Genomic DNA, 22163 nt, shown 5'->3' with positions numbered 1-22163 from the left:
TGATTTCTTTGTTACTTCAGGCTAAATCGCTTCATGAATCACGAGATCTACATCGCGCGCAAACGCAAGGTTTTTCTGCCGCCGGGTACTGCGACCCAACCCGATCACTATGTACAAAGCTTGCTGGAGAACATTGGAAGCCTGGGCTTTACATTTTCGAAGGCGCTGGCGGAGCGTGTAGCCACCCTGTCGCTGGAAGAACTGGAAGCATTTTACAAGACGCTCATCCCGGCCTTAAAAACCTCGGTAGGAGCGCATGTCGTCCACACACCGATGTATCCGAATTTTCCGTGGCAGGTGATGGAAGCCTCCCAGGCCGAGCTTTGCACCAACGCCTGGCTACACTACCTGGGCGATGCGCTGGACATGCGCATCTTGCCGGAATACGATACGGAAGAACGTGCGCCACTACACGGCACGCCACCGCGTAAAATCATCGACCTCGGCACCCTGGAAGATTTTGAAAGTATCTTCACAGATCTCGCAGGCTCCAAAGTATCCACCTCCAATTCCGATAAACACACGCTGCTCTGGTTTGCACAACACTACCAGAACGACATCGGGCGCCTGGTGCCCGACGTTATGCCTCACAAAGAAAATATGGCCTTCGTCGGAGCACTGCTGTTGCTGTATACCACAGCGGCCGACCGCCTGTTAACACGTCACTGCAAAACGGCGACAGACGTGTTGCGTCTGGTGGTCGCCTATTTTAACGGCGACGTGAGCCTGGCGGAAAAGACCCGCTTTCACAAGCTGAGCCGTCCGCGCCGAAAGATGCTGTTGCATCTGCTGGAGCAGTCCACATGCTCCCTGGACGACATGCTGAAATACCGCGAGGTGTGGAAGCGGCTGGGCGAAAAGTTGCACCCGTCGGAGTATACGAAGCAATTCCCGCGCAGCGCACAAGCCTTTGAGACACTGCGCAACGACAAACACTACCGCACATTCTACAGCAAGGTAGAGATGGCCGTGGAACAACACGATATACCGGCGGCCACCACGCTACTGGCTACACGCCCCGGCGAGCTGGCCCGTCGACTGGATCGGCTGCTGCGGAACACTACGGATCCACACGCGGTAATAAATGCGTTCGACGCCGTAGGCGACCGCGTGTCAACGGCTGTATTACTGCAAGTGCTCACGCACTTTGAATACCGCCTTACGCCAAATAATCTGCGGGTGTTCTTTCCCAAAGGCGAGGCCAGCAAGGCGTTTGCACTTCCGTACAACCTGCCGGTGTTATCATCCGAAACCTGTCAGGCGGTTAAAGATGCTTGCCGCAAGCATCTGGTCAATCGCTTTGCCACGTTGCCGCCCCTTGGCAAAGTTTTTTTGGACGAAGCCCTGCATAACTTTACGGTGCCGTTCACATTGCGCTCTGCGTCGAAAGCGTTGCGCACCGTCTCGCGCGGCAGCAAGCTGCCGTTGCCGCAGGGCAACATCATCCGGTTCTTTGTCTGGTGGCGGGAAGGCAGCTCGCGCGCGGACATTGACCTGAGCGCAGTGGCCATTACCGGCGAGCACCAGCTGGTAGACGAGTTAGCGTACTACAACCTGACAACACTGGGCGGCTATCACAGCGGCGACATTACCTCTGCCCCAACGGGCGCCTCGGAGTTCATTGACATCGACATCAGCACGTTGCACGAAAAGGGCGCGCGGTATATCATCATGTGCCTGAATGCCTACACCGAGCAACCCTTCTGCAACCTGCCCGAATGCTTCGCCGGTGTGATGATTCGCCAGGAGGCCAACAGCGGTGAGATCTACGAGCCCCGCACGGTAGAAAACAAAGTGGACATCACGGCCAACGCCCGGGGATGTATCCCCATGATCCTCGACCTGGTCGACCGGCAAATTCTCTGGACCGACCTCTCGCTGAGCAGAATGCCGCCCTTCGCGCCCAACAACGCTGCCACCAACATGCCCGCCATGATGGTCCTGACGCGTGCCATGACCTCGCTGGTGAAAACATCACTCTACGATTTATTCTCATTACACATCGAAGCCCGCGGGGAACGCGTGTTGGAAAAAGAAAAAGCAGACACTATCTTTGCCGTAGACGCGGGGATTACCCCGTTTGACACGCAGGTCATTGCCGCAAGGTTCTTATAAAGAAACTGCAGAGGGCTATTGGATCACTTCCTTCTATGCCATTTAGTGATCAAGCTTCCCCTCTGCTTTTTTTATTTCCTTCCTATATAAAAACCCGGGACGAGTGGTCGTCCCGGGTTTTTTACTATTGGTGATCGTTGGGCCCTACTGCACAATCAACGTCTGCGTCGTACTGGTCTTACTATTGGAAATCTTCACGATATAAGATCCCTTCCGCAAGTTCTTCGATTCGACCACGTAGTGCTTATCCGTCGTTACGGTCTCAAACACCTTCCTCCCCTGCGTTGTCAAAATAGCAATGGCGGTCTCCTCCCCTTCCGCATTTGCAAACTCCAACGTTACATGGCTGCTCTCTGCCACGGGATTCGGATACATTTGAAAAGTATTGGGGTTAATAATCTTCTGCACCTCGGCCACTTCCTGTGTATGCTGATACGAGTGCGTACAATACTTCGACATATCAATCCCGACCTCGGCTCCTGCCGTACGTGCGCCGGCCAGTGATACCGATGTGAACCACTTGGTTGTAACGCTCGCAGTACCCGTAACCCCAGTCACCAACTGCAACCGATAGTCATAATGCGCTGTGCGCGTGCTCTCGCCATTGTATATATAGTCGGTGTTCGTAATCACGGCGATGACTACATTGTTCGCCGGAGGCAAATCCAGCCGTAGGCTTACATTGCCACTCGATACAAAATCGCTATAGACCGGCACGCCGGTGGTAGAGCGGTATACTAACTGACATGTCATATTCGCACCGATGGGTTGAAAGTTTACCGTCACCATATTGCCTGTCACGAGCAGCGGTATCTGGTTGGCGCCTGACCACCCTGGCAGCGTGCGGGCTTCCGGGGTCAGCACACCGCTGTTGTTCGTGGTCTGCACATAGGGTGTAGCATTCCACACCGCCGGGTTCAGCCACGAGGGCTGCCACTCAGCTTGTATAGCCTGACCAAAGTGTGCGTTCATCAGTGCCAGGATGGCGTTGTTCCACGGACCGAAGTCGATCAGCGCTTGCTTGGCACGATACTCCGTAATCAACCGGCGCATCTGCGCGGCGCCGATGCCCGATGCGATGCCGGCCAGCACGCGGTTAGGGGCGTTGCGCCAGATCCACGGCACGGAGGCATCGCCCAGGGTGTTGCCCAGGAAGGTCGGGAACGAGCTGCTATACTGGTGACCACCGAGGTAGGTGCGCCAGGTGCAGATCTGCTGGTTGCCGTTGAACATGTTTACCCCTTCGGCCGATGGTCCGCCAAAGCTGCCGTCTTGCAGCCAGCCGGAATAACATTCGATGGGCATAAATGGAGCGATGAAGTCTGTGCCGTTCAGGTCGCCCATGCTGCCGAAGTTGTTGGTGCGTCGGGCATCGGCCGTCTGTTGCAGCCATACGTTGCCACCTTCGTGGAACCATGCCGATTGTTTAACACCGGGCAGGTCGGCCAACAGTGCGTGTATACCTTCGTGCACCATAGCGCCCTGCTGCGCCAGCCGGTCGCCGTATGTACTGGCCGGGTCGAAGCTGTAGATGGGATAATAAGAGGCCAGCACCATGGGCCAGCTTACGCCGTTGTAGCTAATCGCACTCTGCCAGCCGCCCAGCTCAGTATTGGACGCATTATCGGTGCACAACCCCGAACCATACAGGTATACCGCGCTGCGATACCCGTTCTTAGCACGCAGGTCGGGCGGCCAGCCCATCTCGTCACGGAAATACGCGAAGTCCGTGTTCATCCGTGCCAGCATGGGTGTCACGGCGGCGCTCGTCACGAGCGCGTTGGCCGTGGGCCCTTTGCGGAAGCACCACCAGTTGGAGGACTGCGTTGACACCACCTGCGGACAATCGTTCAATACTTGTGTCGGTGTACTCAGTGCGGGGAACTCATCGCGGAAGTTGTAGGCAATGGTGGGCGAGTACGCAGGCCAGCTATAGGGATTGCCGGTGCCGCTGCCGCTCAGCGTAATGGTGAAGTTTTGCGTGGTCTGTGTACCACAACTGTTGGTATACAGTGCCACGTACGTGCCTGCCTGCGCGCCTTGTACATTGCTGATCAGAATCTCGCGCGTAGTCGCGGTAAAGCCATTCGGACCCGTCCAGCTCCAGGCCCCGCCGGAAGAGGGTGTCGGGCCAAAACGCACGGAGCCACCCGCGGCGATCGTAGCGGATGCGGTCTGCGTCCAGCTGCCGCCGTTGATTTGTGTTTGGGGCACGATGGTGGTGCCGGGACAGTTGGTCACGGGCGTACCGAGCACACGCCATTCCAGGATGCCCGTGGATTGGGTGGTGTTCAGCATCGACACGCGCATGCGGCTCAGTGCCACCGAGGAGAATGACGCCACGTTAAAGGTATTGATCACCTTTGGAATGGGCGCGAGGGTCACCCATGTGGCGCCGTTCCAATATTCGACGTTGGCCGTCGTCGGTACGCGCACACCGCCGCCATCGTCGAACCAGTATACTTCGATCGAAGTGACCTGGTATGTTGTGGTCCAGTCGTATTGTACCCATTGTGTGGAGTTTGGGTTGTTCCAGTTGCCGTACGCGCCGTGCGATTTGTCATTCGAATTCGCCGGGGTAAAACCGTCGTTTACGGCCGCCAGGGTTTCCCAGGACGACACATACGACGTGGACGATGTGGCCGTTAAGGCCACGTTGGTCTGCGCCACCGCCTGCTGCGCCCACGCGCAACACACCAGCAGCCATACTACTAACTTCAGCGAAGTAGATTTTCTCATAACGAACTGTTTTTAAGGTTGAAAAAGAACTCTATATAGAACTATCACCAACTATACATGGGAATATCTGTCATGCGCGTTCCAACGATGATTCATCCAACGCCATCAGCGACATGATCGTACTCTTGCGATGCTATACATAGCACACACACTACATCACAAAGCACAAATGAAATTACATAGCGAAGCAGGGGCCTGCTTCGCTGATCTTAGCTGATGATAATAGGATATTAGCCGGTTATTGAGCGGTATCGCGCACGGTGATATAGTACATGCGCTCGAGGTATTTGGCATCGATCGGCTTGTCGATAATCGGCTCTTGTGATTGCCACTGGGCCGTTGGATATAATACAATAGCCCCCGCACCATCCGACAGACGGAGGGGCAAGTCAAAGCCGGACACGATGTTGGACCAACGGTAGAATAGTTTATTACCCGCGTAATAGTATTCGAATTGGGGAACTTTTACCGACCGCAGGTATTGATCAAATACTTTTGAGTAGTCGCGTCCGGCTCGTTTTGAGATATACCCTTCGATCTGTTCCGTGCGCACCGTTTGGTGATAGAAGGTTTTGTTCATACCCCGCAGGATATCGCGGAATAACACATCATTGCCAATGCTGTGCCGGAGGGTGTGCAGCATGTTGCCCCCCTTGGGATACATGTCACCAGAGCCGCTTTTGTTGACATTGTAAACGCCAATGATCGGCGTATTGTTCTGAATGCCCCGCCGCGTGCCGACCACATAGTCCGTGGCCGCTTCCTTGCCAAAGTAATACTCGGTGTACAAACCTTCCGAGTAGTTCGTGAAGGATTCGTGAATCCACATGTCGGCTATATCCCGATAGGTAATGTTGTTGGCATACCACTCATGCCCGGATTCGTGGATGATGATAAAGTCCCATTTCAAACCGTATCCCGTGCCCGACAGGTCGCGCCCGCGATAACCATTGCCATAGCCATTGCCGTACGTGACCGAGCTTTGATGTTCCATGCCCAGGTAGGGCGCTTCTACCAATTTGTAGCCGTCCTTGTAGAACGGGTACGGACCGAACCAATACTCAAAGGCTTTTAGCATCAGCTTGGCTTGTTTGAACTGTACTTTGGCCTTCTCCAAATTCTCGGGCAGCACATAGAAATTCAGATCAAGGGTACCCGCTTCGCCGTGCAGTGTGTCGGCAAAGTGCGCGTATTTAGCAATGTTGAGGTTTACACCGTAGTTGTTGATAGGATTGCCGACAAACCAGTTATAGGTTTTTGTCTTAGCCTTTTTGTTTTCGACTACACTGCGCAGCCGGCCGTTGGAAACATCCATCAGGTCTTCCGGCACGGTGATGCTCATGAGCATACTGTCGGGCTCGTCATACATATGATCTTTGCACGGCCACCACACGCTGGCCCCGAGGCCCTGGCACGAGGTTGCAATAAACGGCGAACCGTCGGTGGCCTTGACCCATTGAATGCCACCCTGCCACGGTGGGTTCTTGGCTACTACCGGGCTGCCGTTGTAATACACATCCAATGATTGGATGGCATCCCTGGCGGGAGCCTGCGGCAGCGTAATCTTATAGGCATTGCTGCCGTCGCGCGTGAACGTAAGCTTCTTTTTGCCCATCAACACCTGGGTGATTACCAGGGGCTGTTGCAGATCGATCTGTAATACGGTATAGGGCTCCAGTACTTTGTATTGCACCGTCACTTTGCCCGACAACTGCTTCTTCGCCGGATCGACGTTAATATCGAGATGATAATACAACAAGTCCCACCACGCACGCTCACGGGTGATGGTGCCACGCAGGGTATCGTCGTGGGTAAACACAGGCGCCTGTGCTTGCAGGCAACCCGGAACAAAGGTGAGCATCAGGAAGATCGCGCAGGCGATCCGGACGGTGTAAGACGAAGAGAGCATAGGGCTAAAGTTAAAGATCGGTACATCCGATTCATGGATCGTAAATTAGCGAATCCTGATAGTATCTTAACCGCCTTCTATCAAAAAGCCCCGTCCGGACAGACGGGGCTCACCCAAACCAAATAACTCCAATCGGCGTTATTCGATGGCGTTGCCGCGTCGCCGCGGTCAGGGTCGTTTGATCCGGGCCCGCAACACCGTCACGGACCAGGGTTTCACTACATACTCAAAATGTTTTGCGATGCTGTGCACGGACTCCGTCTGTGGCACGAACCGCTGCGGCGACTCGAATGAGTTCTCGTCGTCCGGCGACTCTGCCGCCAGCACCACGGCGGTACCCGTCGGCTCCAGGGCGAGATCGTTTACCGCGATCGACACCGGTCGGGCATGCCCGACGGCATTCACTATTTTGATCACCAACTCCCCCGTCTTGTCGTCGCGGCCGGCAATTGCAAACAGGTCGGCCGGGGTGTGATAGGTCATCAACCGTTTGCCGTCCAGGTAACACTCCACCGTGGTGGCATTGACACGCAGCTCGATGGCGTACCACCGGTTCAGCTCCACGGGCTTTTCCAATCGCACGGGCTGCGATACGATCGCATCGGCGCCTTTTGTGACGGTCTCAAAGGCTGCCACCTTGTTGAGCCAGGCGCCCAGGTGCACGCGCATGTATTGCTGATCGTCGCGGAACGCAAAAGGTATCATGAACGCATTATGGCCACCCGTCTTACGAGCCTTCAACTTTAAGGTATACCTGTCGAATGATTTCGTATTCAGCAATGCCAGCGGCCAGGCACCTTCCTTCGTTTGGGCGAGGACACTGTCGCGTACCTCCCACTGTCCGCCGGTCAGATGCCAATCCTCCTTCCGGATCACGCCGGACTGGTATACTACCTTGCCGTCTTGTATCACTTCCACATCCTTATACTCGGTTTGCGTGTCCCACGTACTGAGCCCGATCTTGCCGGTAAACGCCGCCGTGACTGTGTCTACCGGCACCGCTACCTGCGTTGCCAGGTTTACCGAGGCTTTGTGCTCATTTAGCATTTTGATGGCATAGTAGGATATGCGGGCAAAGCTTCGGCCGGCATCAAACCGGATCAGGTTTACCGGCCAGTCGGTGTCGTGTATATTCTCCAGCAATGGCGCATAGCTGCTCATCGTCACCAGGTCGGAGTTTCGTTCCATGCCCAGGATGAACGTGGCGTCATTCAGAGCTGCGGCCATGTTGCCCGCGCCGACACCGGCGTTGCAGGCGTACTCGCCGACATAGAGCTTCCAGTCCTTTCGCGGATATTTGTCGTACCAGTCCGCATACGCCATGGCCCACCCCGCGGCTTTGTACGCATGCTCGTCGGCGATGTCCATCTTCTCGACCGTGCGGATCGTGGGTTGGCTGAGGTGGGCTATGCCCATCGCCGCCAATATTTCGAGTTGCGGGTACTTTTCTTTAATGGCTTTATAAAAGATGTTAAACCGTTTTGCATACCGCTCGCCCACTTGCTCATTGCCTACCTCCACGTACCGCAAGGGAAACGGTTCCGGATGGCCTTGCTGCGCCCGGACCTTGCCCCAACGGGACTCCTGCGGGCCAATGGCATATTCGATCGCCTCGAGAACGCTGGCCACGAGGGTGTCGACGTGCGCGTCTTCCACATATACACCGCTGCGCATTTCGCACGACACGCCGCAATTAAATACATACAGCGCGTCGGCACCGATGTCTTCACAGAATTGCAGGAACTCGTGGTAGCCCAGTCCATCGCTGGACCAATAGCCCCACGGACTGTATGTGCCGGGGCGCCGTTCGACGGGGCCGAGTGATTTTTTCCAGTTCGGCGCGCTCTGGGGACTGATGCCCTCCACAAAACATCCACCGGGCCATCGCACAAACGCCGGCTTCAGATCGGCCAGGTATTGCGCCAGATCCGGCCGCAGGCCGTTGGGCCGGTTACGAAACGTCTCTAACGGAAACAACGAAACAAAATCCAGCCACACGGTGCCCGGCCGGGACAATACTACTTGAAATGTAGCCTGTGCATCGCTCGCCTGTGCGCGTAGCGTGGCCGTGTATTTTTTCCAGCCACGTCCCTGCACACGTTCGAAAACATGCTCGGCCAATGTTTTGCCGTCAGCACTCACCAGGCGTGCCGTCATGCCACCGTTGTACTTTTCCGCGCGGCTATAGAAGGTCAGGGTATAGGCAGCACCCTGTTGCACGGAGATTCCCCAGAACCCTTCGTTTATCACGGCAACGTTCGCGGTTCGCGGCATCGATGCTATAGTAATTTTCAACGAACGCGGCGTCTCGGGGTATAACGGTTGCGAAAGGTCTACTGCCAGGTGCGCGATGGCGCCACCGCTGGTTGCCAGCGACCAGCCGGGATAATCGTTCTTCGCTTCAAACGGCATCTTCCAGTCTACGACCTGGTCTGCGCTATAATGCGGCGTGCGCGGAGGGACCAGGAAACCCGAATCCAGCGTACAGCCCTCGGGTATTTTACTTTCCTCAAAGCCGCGGTTTTGAATCAGCTCGCCATACAACCCGCCCTCACCGCCGTGGCTGATCTCTTCGAAAAAGATACCGTGCAAATCACGGGATACCGTCGCACCCGTTGTCGCACCGGATATCGAGATTCGGGCAGTCTGCGCCATCGCAAGGTGCACACTCACACAAACAACTATACTTAAACAAAAACGCTTCATCTGTAGGCTCGAAATTATGTCCATCGCTCCAGAAAGCGTTTCATGGATATTGCCGCCCATCGATACAATTTTACCTGAAAAATCCGACGTTTTGCGTTTGCGCAAACAATCGAATAATGTGAATAAAGTAGTATTATGCATAAGCAAAATTGAGTGCGTTGCAATTTCGTTAATTGTAAACTTCACAATTAATAATAAATTTATTATATTTATTATTGTAATCATACCACCCTTATGAAGATTCTACCCTTTAAAATTCCGAAGACATCGCAGGAATCTTTTCGGCTGCAGGAAGACCATGAGGTTCATTTTTACGACAACCTCCACCAGCATCCGGAAATACAACTTACGCTGATCCTTGAAAGCGACGGTAAAGTAATCGTCGGCGACTTTATCGGAGCCTTCAAACCCGGTGATATATTCCTGATCGGCCCGAACCTGCCCCACGTTTTCCGCAACGACCGGAAATATTATGAACACCAACGGGAGGGGCAAGCGCACTCGCTCTCGCTCTTCTTCGAGTGGAAGACCTTCGGCGAAACGTTTCTTTCCATGCCGGAGATGGCGCACCTGAACGAGCTCGCCAAAAGCAGTGAGCGCGGCCTGCTCATTCAGGAACCTATCAAAAGCCGCGTGGCGCAGCTCATCAAACACCTGTTCAAAAAGACGGGCATGGACCGCATCATCGTGCTGCTGAAAATCCTTAGCATCCTGTCGTCGAACAAAAGCCTGGAGCCGCTGGCCTCCTCCGGCGTATACAGTGACTTTGATGAGCAGGACGGCCGCAAGCTGGCCGACATCTACCGCTTTACGATGAACGAGTTCCACCGCAAAATCTCGCTGGATGAAGTAGCTTACCTGGCGCACATGACGACCAACTCGTTTTGCCGCTACTTTAAAAAACGCACGCGCAAGTCGTATGTCGATTTCCTGACGGAGATCCGCATTGGCCATGCGCGCAAGCTGCTGCAGCAAAACGACCTGAGCATTTCGCAAATATCGATGGAGGTGGGATTTAACAATCTCTCAAACTTCAACCGGAAATTCCGTTCGGTGTGTTCGATCACCCCCACGGAATTCCGGAAGCTACAGGAGAATAAAATGGACGTCGTGTTACGGTAACGTGCTGTTGCGGCTATTGTGATTCTTTTACGAGCCGTACGCCATAAACAGGTCCGGCCTGATTCTTCGCCTTCGCCTGGAACGTGACCTTTACGCTCGTCTTGTCTGCGACAAGGTGCGAAGGGATTCTATACGTAATGTCGTAAAACTTACTTTCCTTGAACTTGTTCAGATCGACGCTGGCAATCTTTTCGCCATCCACCAGGATATCGAAATTCCGCCCGCGGTTGTCCATGCCCCAATAGGTGCCGACCAGGTTGTACGAGAAGCCGGGTATTACCTTCATAGTAAAGCTGAAATGCCCACCGTCGTTCGCCACGCGGAACTTGCGTGTATGCAGCTCGCCTGTTTCTACTTTATCGCCCGTGAAGTTGTGGTCGCGCTCGGGCTGCATCTCTCCTATCCGCAGGATATCGACGGTACTCTTCTCCAGGGCATAGACCTCCCGTTTGCGCGCCTCGTAGCGCTGCTGCTCTTCTTTCCAGGCGGCGGGTGTAAAGACGTCCCAATACACCGAATAATACTCGTCGTCGAGGTTATAAAAAGGCTGCAGCGTAACATCGGCGGGTGCACCGATGCTTCGGGTACGAAAGGTCAACGAATCGCCGGGGAGTTTCTCCAGCATCTTATTTGCGCTCTGTTCCGCCGCGACCAATACCGTTATGCCGGTGGAAGGGTCAGGCTCCTGCTTACCGAGGTTTCCGGCCAGCAATACCGGCCCATAAAAGAAGGCTTGCCGTGCGGCATTGTCGGGCATTGCGACAGTATAGAGTGACGACTCCAGGTCGATCTCCACCACGTCGTTGTTTTTCCATGTACGACGCAGGGTCAGATAGCCATCCGCATCCAATGGCGCCTGCACCGCTTTGCCGTTCACGCGGACGGCCACGGTCGCGGGTGCCCATTGTGGCTTCCGGAAGCGCAGGGTACGTTCCTGTGCTTTGCCAGTACCGATGGTGAGCGTAACCGTTTTACCCTGCGGTATGCGGCTGTTCAGCGTGATGCGAAAGTCTTTCGCTTTCCAATGCAACACCGACGGGATGAACAGATTGACATATACACTACCATCCTTACCGCGGAAGTAAATGCTCTCGCCATACTTCACGTGGTTTTCGATGCCTGATCCTACACAGCATGTAAACGTATTAAACTCATCGCTGAACTCTTTAATCGTGCCCATCCGCAGCGGTACGAAATAACACATCATGCCGGTCTTATGATGCTGAGACGCCAGGATGTGGTTGTACAACGCCCGTTCGTAAAAATCCATCAGGCCGGCCGACGGCTGCAGGGCAAACAGGTGCCGCGTCAGCTTGAGCATGTTGTAGGTATTGCACGTCTCCATGGTATTGTCCGTCAGCTTGTCGTTTAGCTTATCGCGATCACCCAGGTATTCGTAGTTGCTGTTGCCACCCGGTGCGTAAGAATGATGTTGTACGACCGTCTTCCAGAAAAAGTCGCCCGTCACCAGGTCATTGCGGTTGCCTGTCAACTGATAGCGTCGCACGGTACCAATCACTTTGGGAATTTGGGTGTTGGAATGTCGCCCCGGAAGGTTATCTACCTGGTGCGCCAACGAGTCGAGCACTACCCGGTCGTGAAATTTATACGACAGATCCAGATACTTTTTGTCACCGGTAAAGGCATACGTATTCACCAGCGTCTCATTCATGCCGCCGTATTCACACAACAACATCTTTTGAATCTGCGCGTCGTTCAGGTCTTTTAATACCTGCCCCGTCCAGTCGGCTATGCCTTTCTCTACTTGTAACGCCCGGTCATTATGGCAATACAGGTATGCATCGAGCAGCCCGGCCATGACTTTGTGAATGGTATACCACGGCGACCAGCTACCATTCAGGTCGAAGCCACGCGACCGGATGTCGCCTTGTGATACTTCCAGGAACACCGAGTCCTCCCGCGGGATAGCGCCCACGTAGCCTGTCTTGCGTGCGACCTGGCACGCATACAGCTCGTCGACGATATAGTTGACGCGCCTGAGCATTTCGGGATTACCGGAAGCCGCATAGTCCAACGCACAGGCTGACAGGTAATGGCCCAATGTGTGCCCCGCCAGACCGTCGCTCTCCCATCCGCCATATTTATCAGCCTTGGGTGTTAACCCCGAGTGGGATCGGAATTGCGACAGCAGGCGATCCGGCTCGATCTTCAACAGGTACTGCCGGTCGGCATCCCGCGCCTCGGTAAATACACTCGGCAACAAGCTCACCTCCTGCAAGGAAAAGGGATAGACCGCCACCGGCATCTTATCGGCAACCTTTACCCGCGGGTTAGCCTCCTCCGGAATATAAGACTGCGCACTGACACACCAGGCGGACAGTACACTGATGGATAACGTCACACTGCGGCGGACGAGGGCCGATACACGGGGAAAACGGTTCAAATAAAAGAACATAGGTTTTGGGTAATGGATATAGATAAACAAAAAGATTACTGCACAGACCACTCCAGGATGCCGGCAGAATGTTCTTTGGGCAACGTCACCTCCAGGCGCAAGGCGTCGGTCGTCACGGGCTCGAACGACACGCCCGAGTAACGGTCTTTCTCCACGCCGTACGGTGCAGTATTTTTCACCGGCAGCCATTGTTCGCCCTGGCGGTATAACAGCCGCCATCCCAAAGGCAAGCGACAGTCGCCAAACGGGCTGTCGTCAAACCAATATACCTGCGAACCGCCGACACGCGCCGGTTTCTCAAAATCGTATTGTACCCACTGCACGGTGTCCTTCAGCGGCCACCAGTGGTAAAAGATAATGCTCTGGTCGTTGGAGCTGCGCGGCACCATCTGATCGTTCAGGGCCATCAGCGTACGCGCTTTGTGTGAAGCCGACAGCTTACTCTTCGAGGCAATTGTCGGCGCGGGCGTAGGTTGTGCCACACCGGCCTTGCGCGGAATCCATACCGTCATCTCTCCCGCCCCCCGGTGGGCCCAGGCAAAATAGGGTATGAGCGTTACGTCGACAGGTTGCGTTTTAATCTCGGTTTCGGACGCGCGGGCCGCGGCCTCGCCCTTTGTCTGGAGCCGGTACACGCCGTTAAACAAGTCGGGAGTATAAACGGCTTGCATCCTGGCATCGTCGGGCACGACGATGTTCAGTACTTTCTTTTCCGCGTAGTCGGGCCATTCGGCACAATATACCAGCGGGCCACGTTGATAGGCATATTTGTCCTGGTCGGCGGCAATGTGTGTATTACCGACTACCCGCCGTACAGGCATCGGTAACGTGATACGAATGACGTCGCCTTTCTTCCATTTACGATCAAGTACCGCGTATCCCTTATTGGTCGTCAATGGCACGGCTTTGCCGTTTACCGATACCTGCGGTTGCGCCGTAGCCTTATCGCGGAAGCGGTAAAGATCACCTGCCATTGGCGTGTCTTGCGCCCACCCGGGAATACGCAGACGAATATCAAACGTCGCGGCCTGGGCCGGCGTCACCTCGATTTGTATATCACCCTCCCACGGGTAGTTTGTTTTTTGCTTCAGCGTAACCGGCGTCTTGCCCACGGCAAAGTCGGCAGTGCTTTCGCCGTATAAGTTTACGTAAAGCGATTGATCCTTCTGTGCATAGAAATAGCCACCTATCGAAGGCACAAAACGCGTCACATTGCTGGGACAGCATGCGCAGCTAAACCAGGGGCTACGCTGATGCTGTCCGTGCGACTCCAACGGGTTCGGATAAAAGAACCGGTCGCCGGTCAGCGATACACCCGACAGGAAAGCGTTGTACAACGTACGTTCCAGTACGTCGTAGTATTTTGCATCACCGTGCAGGAGAAACAAGCGGTAGTTCCAATATACATTGGCAATGGACGCACACGTCTCGTTATATGCCGACATGTTGGGGAGCTCATACGCCGCGCCAAAAGCCTCGCCGTTGCCCGTCGAGCCGATGCCACCCGTGACGTACATTTTTTTATACACGGCGTCTTCCCAGATGTCATCAATCGCTTTGATATACCGCGCATCGGATGTGAGGGCGGCGATGTCGGCCATTCCGGCATACATATACGCCGCCCGTACGGCGTGGCCGACGGCCTCGTGCTGGTCCACCACGCTTTTGTGGGCCTGGTTGTAGGCATCGCCGCCCGGTCCACGGACGTCGAGCAGGAACTTGCCCATCTCCAGGTATTTCTTGTCACCCGTTACTTTGTACAGCTTGGCCATGGCCAGCTCGATGATCTGATGACCGGAGTAGGTATGCAGTTTGTCCGGACCGAAGTCGGCGCATACGCGGTCGGCCGCTTTGATGGAAATATCGAGCAACGCCCGTTTGCCGGTGGCATGGTAATGCGCAACGCCCGCTTCGATGAGGTGGCCGATGTTGTACAGCTCGTGACTGAGATCGGCTTCTTTCTCCCACCGCCTGGTACCGGCCCATTCATGGCCCTTGGCGCCCATGATGGTGCGGTTCGTATAGATATAACCGTCGGATTCCTGGGCTTTGCCGATCAGCGCCACAAGCGTATCGACTTTTGCCTCCAGGGCGGGGTCTTTGAAGATCTGCAGCGAATAACTCGCGCCCTCGATGATCTTGTAAACATCGGTATCGTCGAAGGGGAATTCCGTACCAAAGACTCCGGTCTTTAGCCCCGCGGCGATCTCGAAGTTTTTGATCCGTCCCGTCGACTCGCATTTCCCCAGGGTAAAGGGGATCGTTACTTCATGGTTGGTTTTAATGCGCGGCGCCCAGAAATGATCTTGCAATTTTACCGCGTTGAACAGCACAGGCTGAATGGGATAATCACCCGCCTGCAAGGGGGCTGTTTGTGCGCCTGCCGTTCGCGCGCCGAGCCATAGTAGTATGGCGAGTATATTTCTGCCTGTCATGGTATAATAACGCATAGGTTCTGTTCGATGGTATTCCAAACTTACCCCGAATCCCGACACCGATTTTGGTCGATATTATCAACTGCCGGTAGGATTTTACCCCTCCAACAGGGGTTGCGCTATTTTCCGGGATAAGATGTTCCCGGCAGCAGGTATTAATCGAACCGTTCCGGGTCAAAGGCTGTAATGTCCATGCTGGTCGGCGTGTTGTCTACGATCTGGCTGACGAGCTTGCCCGTGGCCGGCGCCAGGCTGACGCCCATCATGGAGTGGCCTGTGGCCAGTATCAGGTTTTTATACCGCCGCGAGCGGCCGATATAGGGTAAGCCATCGGGTGAGCACGGACGCAGGCCGCTCCACACCGTGCTGACATCCGGTATTCCGACGTTCATGTCGGGGTAGTATTTCGGAATCGTTTCGACAATGCCCTGCACGCGGTTCATGTTCACCGATCGGTCGGTGCCGGCAATCTCCATGGTTCCGCCAAAGCGCAGTGCATTCCCCATGGGCGTTACCGCCACGCGGCCTTCCAGCAACAGCGTGGGAATGCGAATGTTCCTGGCGACATCTTGCAAGGTAAAGCTATAGCCTTTGCCCGATTGCATGGGCAAGCCCAGGTTGAGCTGCGCGCATACTTCGCCGGACCACGCCCCCGTAGCGATGATATACTCGTCAAAAGCTTGTGGCACGCCACCTGTTACGATGTGTACAATACGGTCATTCTCCGTGCGGATCGTCTCTACGCCCTGGTTGGTATGGATCGTGACCCCGTTTTGCTGCAGGTGTGCAGCCAGGCCGGCCACTAACTGCTGTGGTATCAATTGCGCATCCCCTGGAAAGTACACTCCGCCCCGGGCTGTTACGCGTACATCGGGTTCCAGTTTCTGCACTTCGGCCAGGGTTAGTATTTCTGCTTTCACACCATGACGGTTGGCCAGGTGGGCAGCTTCGATCTCTTCCCTTTCCGTTTCAGCTGTCTGGAACAACATCAGCAAGCCACGTTCTTCGTAGCCGAAATCGAACTCTCCCGCTTGCTTCAGTTGGCGGAACAGGTCCCTGCTCATCAGACTGATTTCCTTCAGCAACGGCGCGGAACGGTGCACGTGATCGGCGTTGGCATGATTATAAAACTTCAGACCCCACTTGATCAGGTCGCCGCTCAGGCGCGGGCGCACATAGAAAGGGCTCTTGGCATTAAACATCCACCGGATGCCTTTGGCAATCATGCCCGGCGCGGCCAGCGGCACGATGTGGCTGGGCACGACCATGCCCGCGTTGCCGATGGAGCAGGTGTCGTCGAGCCTGCCTTTTTCAAAGATGGTAACACGATGTCCCGCCTGTTGTAAATAATATGCGGTGTTGAGTCCGATTACACCGCCGCCGATTACTGCTATATGTTTCATGCCGCTCTGTCGCGCTGTTAGATTACCTGGAAGCCGTGTTTATAGGGATCGTTGTCGTCCATGATGATGGTATTATACCCGGTCACCACGGCCCATCCTTCGATGCTGGGCACAATGGCAGGCTTGCCATCCAGCGTGGTGCCCTCTTCCACCCGGCCGATAAACTTCGACCCGATGATGCTTTCATGGATAAAGGGCTCGCCCGCTTTCAATTTTCCTTTGGCATACCACTGTGCCAGGCGTGCCGAGGTGCCGGTGCCACACGGCGAGCGGTCGATGGCCTTGTCGCCGTAAAACACGGCATTGCGTGCCGTGGACGCAGGGTCGATCACCAGCCCCGCCCACAGGATGTGGCTACAGCCGTTGATGGTGGGATTCTCGGGATGGACGAAGGTATACTTCGCGTTGATGTTCTTGCGCAGCTCGCGGCTCCAGCCGATGAGCTGCTCGGCGCGGAAATGTTCCAGGCCCGGGAAGTTCTCCTGCACGTCGACGATGGCGTAGAAGTTTCCACCGTATGATACGTCGAGCCGCAGCTCGCCGAGGTCCGGGCATTCGGCCGTGAGATTCTCGGCCGCCAGGAAAGATTTGATGTTCCGGATCTTGACCGACGTTACTTTGTTGTCGCTTTCGCGCTGGGTATATTCAATACGGATCAGCCCGGCAGGCACCTCGACATTCAATACACCCGGCTGTTTGGGTACAACAAGTCCCTCTTCGATGGCGATCGTTACCGTGCCGATGGTACCGTGTCCGCACATCGGCAAACAGCCACTGGTCTCAATGAACAGCACGGCCACATCGTTCTGCGGATCACACGGCGGGTACAGTATACTGCCGCTCATCATGTCGTGACCGCGTGGCTCGAACATCAATCCTTTGCGTATCCAGTCGTATTCGCGCAGGAAGTGCTGCCGCTTCTCACTCATGTTTTTCCCTTCCAGGGCCGGGCCGCCACCGGCCACCAACCGCACCGGGTTGCCGCAGGTATGGGCATCGATACAAAAAAATGTCTTCTTCATGGTCGCTTCTACAAGATAAGGATCAGGTTAATGCCAGGACCTGTTCAGTAGTCCATTTATTGTCTATACATCGAAGAATCTGCTGCGGGTTGTCGTTGCGCAGCTCCGGCGGCAACAAGGCTTCCGGCGCATCCTGATAACTGAACGGCCGCACAAACCGATAGAGTGCATCCGTGCCGACGGATGTAAACCGCGCATCGGTAGTAGCCGGAAACGGCCCGCCATGCTGCATGGCTTTGCACACCTCTACGCCGGTGGGCACACCGTTAAAGATCATTCGTCCACACCGTTTTTGTAACGCCGCCACCAGGCCTGCCTGTTGTTCCAACTCTGCGGTTGTTCCAAACAGCGACGTGGTGAGCTGTCCCGGCAATGCTGCCAGCGCTTCCCGCAGCTCGTCTATACTATCACAGGTGACCACGAGGGAGAAAGGTCCGAAAACTTCTTCGTGCAGCGCCGGATTATGAATAAAATCACGCGCATGTACACGTGCCACCGTCGGCACGCCCTGGGTGTCGCCGTGTGCATCCATCGCGGTCCCGAGGACTGAGACGCCGGCCTGCGCCGTGGCGTTCGCTTTTTTTATACTATAGTTTTTGGCAATGCCGGTGTGGAGCATCGTGCCCGGCGCACTGTTGTGAATGGCATCGCCCAGCGCCGTCAGAAAACCACCCAACCCATCGCCACGTAGAATAAACAGTAACCCGGGGTTGGTACAAAACTGTCCGACGCCCTGTACAATGGATGCGGCCACTATAGCAGGCAACGCCGTGTTAGTCTGTACTATCCCGGGCAATACGACGACGGGATTGACACTGCCCATTTCGGCAAACACCGGGATCGGGTCGGGCCGTTGCGCGGCGAGATGATATAACGCCATACCGCCTTGCTGTGAGCCAGTAAAGGCCACGGCTTGCGTCAGCGGGTGTTTTACGAGTTGTTGCCCCACCTCGATGCTGGAGTCTTCGATGTGTTGGAATACATCGGCCGGCATACCGGTCGCACGGGCCACTGTGGTGATCACCGCCGCCACCCGTGCCGACGTATTCGGATGCGCCGGGTGACTCTTTACGATCACGGAACATCCCGCTGCCAGGGCCGACGCTGTGTCGCCCCCCGCCGTGGAAAAGGCAAAGGGAAAATTGCTCGCGCCAAAGACTACCACCGGCCCAAGGGGCACCAACATTTTGCGCAGGTCGGGCTTCGCCACAGGCTTGCGCTCCGGCCGCGCGGTATCGATGGTTGCCTGTACCCAATGTCCTTCAGCCACCAATGCGGCAAACGCGCGTAGCTGCCCCGTCGTGCGTCCGATCTCGCCGCGCAGACGTGCCTCGGGCAAGTGTGTCTCTGCTTGTGCCAGGGGCACCAACTCGTCGGTGATCGCTTCAATACCGGCGGCAATCGCCTCCAGGAATGCCGCCTTGCGCGCACCACTCACGGCGCGGTACACGTCAAACGCCTGCGCAGCCTGCTGCACAACGTTGTCGAGCTGTTGCTGGCCCATCATGTTGTAAGCGCGGTAGGCTTAACGGACTGGCCATTGCTGCGTGGCAGCACGGGTCGTTTCTTCAGCGCATCGCGGATGATCGTTAATACCTCGGTGCGCTCCTCTCCTGCCAATACCAGTCGCGGCGCCCGTACCGTTTCCGTGCCCAGGCCCACTTCGGCTTCGGCCAGCTTGATATATTGCACCAGTTTGGCAAACGTATCCAGCTCCAACAGCGGCATAAACCAGCGGTTGATTTCCACGGCCTCCTGGATACGGCCTTCCTTCACCAGGTTATAAATGGCGACAGTCTCTTCGGGAAAGGCACACACCAGCCCGGCTACCCAGCCCTTAGCGCCCACGACCAGGCTCTCCATCGCCAGTGTATCCACACCACTCATGATGCTGAAGCGGTCGCCAAAGCGATTCACCATGCGCGTGATATTCACTACGTCACGCGTCGATTCCTTTACGGCGTCGATATTTTTGCTTTCGGTCAGGTCTTCGAACATATCCAGCGTCACGTCTACTTTGTAGTCGACGGGATTGTTATAGATCATGATCTGCAGGTCGGTGGCTTTGGCAATGGTCTTAAAGTATGTGACTGTCTCACGGTGATCGGATTTATACCGCATGGGTGGCAACAGCATGAGGCCGTCCAGGCCGTTCTTCTGCGCGCTCTCGGCAATCTGTACGGCGTCGCGTGTCGCGCCTTCTGCGATGTTGAGGACAACGGGCACCCGTCCCCCCACGGTCTGCACCGTGAACTTCAACAGCTCCTGCTTTTCTGCCGGCGACAGCACACTGGACTCCCCCAACGTTCCGCCAATGATGATGCCGTGCACACCGGCCTTCAATTGCGCCTCTACGTTTTTCTCAAACGCCTTAAAATCCAGTTTGTCATCTGCCGTAAACTTCGTCGTTACCGCAGGAAACACTCCTTTCCATGTGATCATGATGAATATGGTTAAAATACCTATAGACAAAAATAGGGCAAGAACCAGCCCCCTGGGTTATACGTCTTTACCTTCTACTAATACGATTTATTCCCAAATGACTCTATTTTCTACAACTTGAAGAATATCTGGTATCGATCCCAGGAGGGTTACAGCCCAATAGTTGGGAATTGCAGGGCAACTGGCGCGAGATGCACCCGCGCCAGTTATCTGCCATCTTCATTATTCGTTAGTACCCGTCATTCTGCCCCAGGTTGGAATTCGTCTCCCGTTGCGGCTGGGGTATAGGATAGACTTCCCGAAACTTCGCGCTCGGCTTGTGCGTCAACCACGACTTGGCGATATACACGGATTTGTCCTCCTCCGTCGTCTTAAAGCGAATGAGGTCCTGCTTCCGGTGATGCTCTCCTACAAACTCCCACGCCAGCTCGTCCAGGAACCGGCCATAGACGATATCCTCGCCGCCTTCTTCCTCCGTAATCACACCCGCCTCATACGGCCCGTAATTATACCGGCTCCCTTCCAGCAATTCCGCCCCTGTCACGATCGCCTTCTCCGGCTCACTGCGGAAGTTCCGCTGCCGCACCTCCGTCACGATCGCCGCCGCCTCGTCGGCACCGCCCGTACGCAACAAACACTCCGCCTTGATCATCAATGCATCCGCATACCGGTAGAACGGCACATCGTTGCCCTTACCATCCAACCCCGCAATCTGATACTTGATAAACCGGAAGCCTTCATTAAACTCGGCTGCATCCGCACTGGTCACGTAGTTGATATACTCGAATTGCACATCCCCCGCCATGATCGGCGCGCCGCCACTCGTAAACTGCGGCCCACCCAGCCAGCATTCGGCCAACCGGCTGTCGTCTTCGTCATAGGTATCGATAAACTGCGGTATCCCACAGCTTCCACCCCACGGCGATTCCCGCATGTTGTACGTCGGCTGACTCAACGCATGCAGCGTCTTATACGGATAATAAGATCCCGGCGCATTAATATCGTCAAAGGGGATCGAGAAGATCTGCTCCAGGTTAGACGCCACATCATTCGCTACCTTGAAGTTGTCCGCATAATTTGCCTGTAAGGAAAACTCGCCGCTCTCAATGATATCCTGCACCTGCGCTTTGGCATCGTCCCAGCGAGGGGTGCCGAAGTATACCTCCGAGTTCAAATACAACTTGGCCAACGTCATCTTGGCGGCCCACTTCGTTACCCGGCCATAGGTTGTGCCATCGGTCACTTCACTCAACAACGGCATGACCTCCGTCAGCTCGCTTTCAACAAAGTCGTACACTTCCTTGCCCGTATTATGCTCCGGCAGGTAGCCCTGCGGTAAATCGAACCGCGTCACCAGCGGCACACCGCGGAAGTTGTCAAACAAAATGTAGTAGTAGATCGCCCGCAACCCCCGCAGCTCCGCGAGGGCCTTGTCTTTGCCTTCCACGTCCGCAAGGCCCTCGATGGTGAGCATGGCTTTGTTCGTATAGGTAATGCCGTTGTAAACGTTTACCCACAGGTTGTTGGCGTGCTCGATAAAGGGACCCCACGAATGCTTGTGCAGATCCAGGTACAGGTCGCCCCACCCGTTGCCGACGCGGAACGGCGTCACGATGAGGTCGGATGATTCTTCGTATACATCAAAGAGGCCGTTCCATCCCCAGTATACTGTCTGGAACCGGGTAAAGGCCGGCGCGATAATCGTGCTCAGGTCGTCTGCCGTAAGCTCGGTTTCTTCGGCTGTGATGATGTCGTACAGGTTCTCGTTCAGATCGGTACAGGAAAACATCGCCGTCGTAAATGCCAGGCCTGTAAAAAATCGTTTTATCGTTAGCATGTTCATAGTCTGTTGCT

The 22163-nt window shown here is 55.3% G+C and carries 12 protein-coding genes; 2 read left to right on the top strand and 10 right to left on the bottom strand.

What is annotated here, in order from left to right:
- Positions 1–33 precede the first annotated feature (33 nt).
- Positions 34–2115, top strand: coding sequence for a TerD family protein (locus K7P01_RS24395; protein WP_267297195.1), 2082 nt, complete (start codon positions 34–36; stop codon positions 2113–2115).
- A gap of 144 nt (positions 2116–2259) precedes the next feature.
- Here K7P01_RS24395 and K7P01_RS24390 read toward each other — a convergent pair whose 3' ends face one another.
- The 3 genes from K7P01_RS24390 to K7P01_RS24380 form a co-directional block, all read right to left on the bottom strand.
- Positions 2260–4854, bottom strand: coding sequence for a T9SS type A sorting domain-containing protein (locus K7P01_RS24390; RefSeq protein WP_267297194.1), 2595 nt, complete (start codon positions 4852–4854; stop codon positions 2260–2262).
- A 238-nt stretch (positions 4855–5092) separates the two neighbouring features.
- Positions 5093–6763: a M1 family metallopeptidase gene (locus K7P01_RS24385; protein ID WP_397311136.1), complete on the bottom strand. Its 1671-nt coding sequence runs from the start codon at positions 6761–6763 to the stop codon at positions 5093–5095.
- Positions 6764–6931: 168 nt separating this feature from the next.
- On the bottom strand, positions 6932–9436 hold the full coding sequence (locus tag K7P01_RS24380) for an alpha-L-arabinofuranosidase C-terminal domain-containing protein (protein ID WP_267297193.1): 2505 nt from the start codon (positions 9434–9436) through the stop codon (positions 6932–6934).
- A gap of 267 nt (positions 9437–9703) precedes the next feature.
- Here K7P01_RS24380 and K7P01_RS24375 point away from each other — a divergent pair, with 267 nt between their 5' ends.
- The gene (locus K7P01_RS24375; protein ID WP_267297192.1) at positions 9704–10591 is read left to right on the top strand and encodes an AraC family transcriptional regulator; all 888 of its coding nucleotides are present in this window, start codon (positions 9704–9706) and stop codon (positions 10589–10591) included.
- A gap of 13 nt (positions 10592–10604) precedes the next feature.
- Here K7P01_RS24375 and K7P01_RS24370 read toward each other — a convergent pair whose 3' ends face one another.
- The 7 genes from K7P01_RS24370 to K7P01_RS24340 form a co-directional block, all read right to left on the bottom strand.
- Positions 10605–13007 (bottom strand): glycoside hydrolase family 127 protein, encoded by a 2403-nt coding sequence (locus K7P01_RS24370; RefSeq protein WP_267297191.1) that lies wholly within the window; start codon positions 13005–13007, stop codon positions 10605–10607.
- A gap of 35 nt (positions 13008–13042) precedes the next feature.
- The gene (locus K7P01_RS24365) at positions 13043–15442 is read right to left on the bottom strand and encodes a glycoside hydrolase family 127 protein (protein WP_267297190.1); all 2400 of its coding nucleotides are present in this window, start codon (positions 15440–15442) and stop codon (positions 13043–13045) included.
- Positions 15443–15597: 155 nt separating this feature from the next.
- Positions 15598–16845 carry an NAD(P)/FAD-dependent oxidoreductase gene (locus tag K7P01_RS24360; RefSeq protein WP_267297189.1) on the bottom strand — a complete coding sequence of 416 codons (1248 nt, stop codon included), beginning with the start codon at positions 16843–16845 and terminating at the stop codon, positions 15598–15600.
- A 17-nt stretch (positions 16846–16862) separates the two neighbouring features.
- A complete protein-coding gene (locus tag K7P01_RS24355; protein WP_267297188.1) occupies positions 16863–17867 on the bottom strand; it encodes a 4-hydroxyproline epimerase in 1005 nt (334 codons plus the stop codon).
- Positions 17868–17889: 22 nt separating this feature from the next.
- Positions 17890–19374 (bottom strand): aldehyde dehydrogenase (NADP(+)), encoded by a 1485-nt coding sequence (locus K7P01_RS24350; RefSeq protein WP_267297187.1) that lies wholly within the window; start codon positions 19372–19374, stop codon positions 17890–17892.
- Positions 19371–20306, bottom strand: coding sequence for a dihydrodipicolinate synthase family protein (locus K7P01_RS24345; protein WP_267297395.1), 936 nt, complete (start codon positions 20304–20306; stop codon positions 19371–19373). Before K7P01_RS24345 ends, K7P01_RS24350 begins: the two co-directional genes overlap by 4 nt.
- Before the next feature lie 232 nt (positions 20307–20538).
- Positions 20539–22152, bottom strand: a complete 1614-nt coding sequence (locus K7P01_RS24340) for a RagB/SusD family nutrient uptake outer membrane protein (RefSeq protein WP_267297186.1) — start codon at positions 22150–22152, stop codon at positions 20539–20541.
- Positions 22153–22163: the final 11 nt, after the last annotated feature.

The sequence above is a fragment of the Parachryseolinea silvisoli genome (assembly GCF_021190955.1).
GTDB lineage: Bacteria > Bacteroidota > Bacteroidia > Cytophagales > Cyclobacteriaceae > Ohtaekwangia > Ohtaekwangia silvisoli.
Note: the sequence above shows the minus strand (reverse complement) of the source record. Positions and strands in the feature narration are given on the sequence as shown.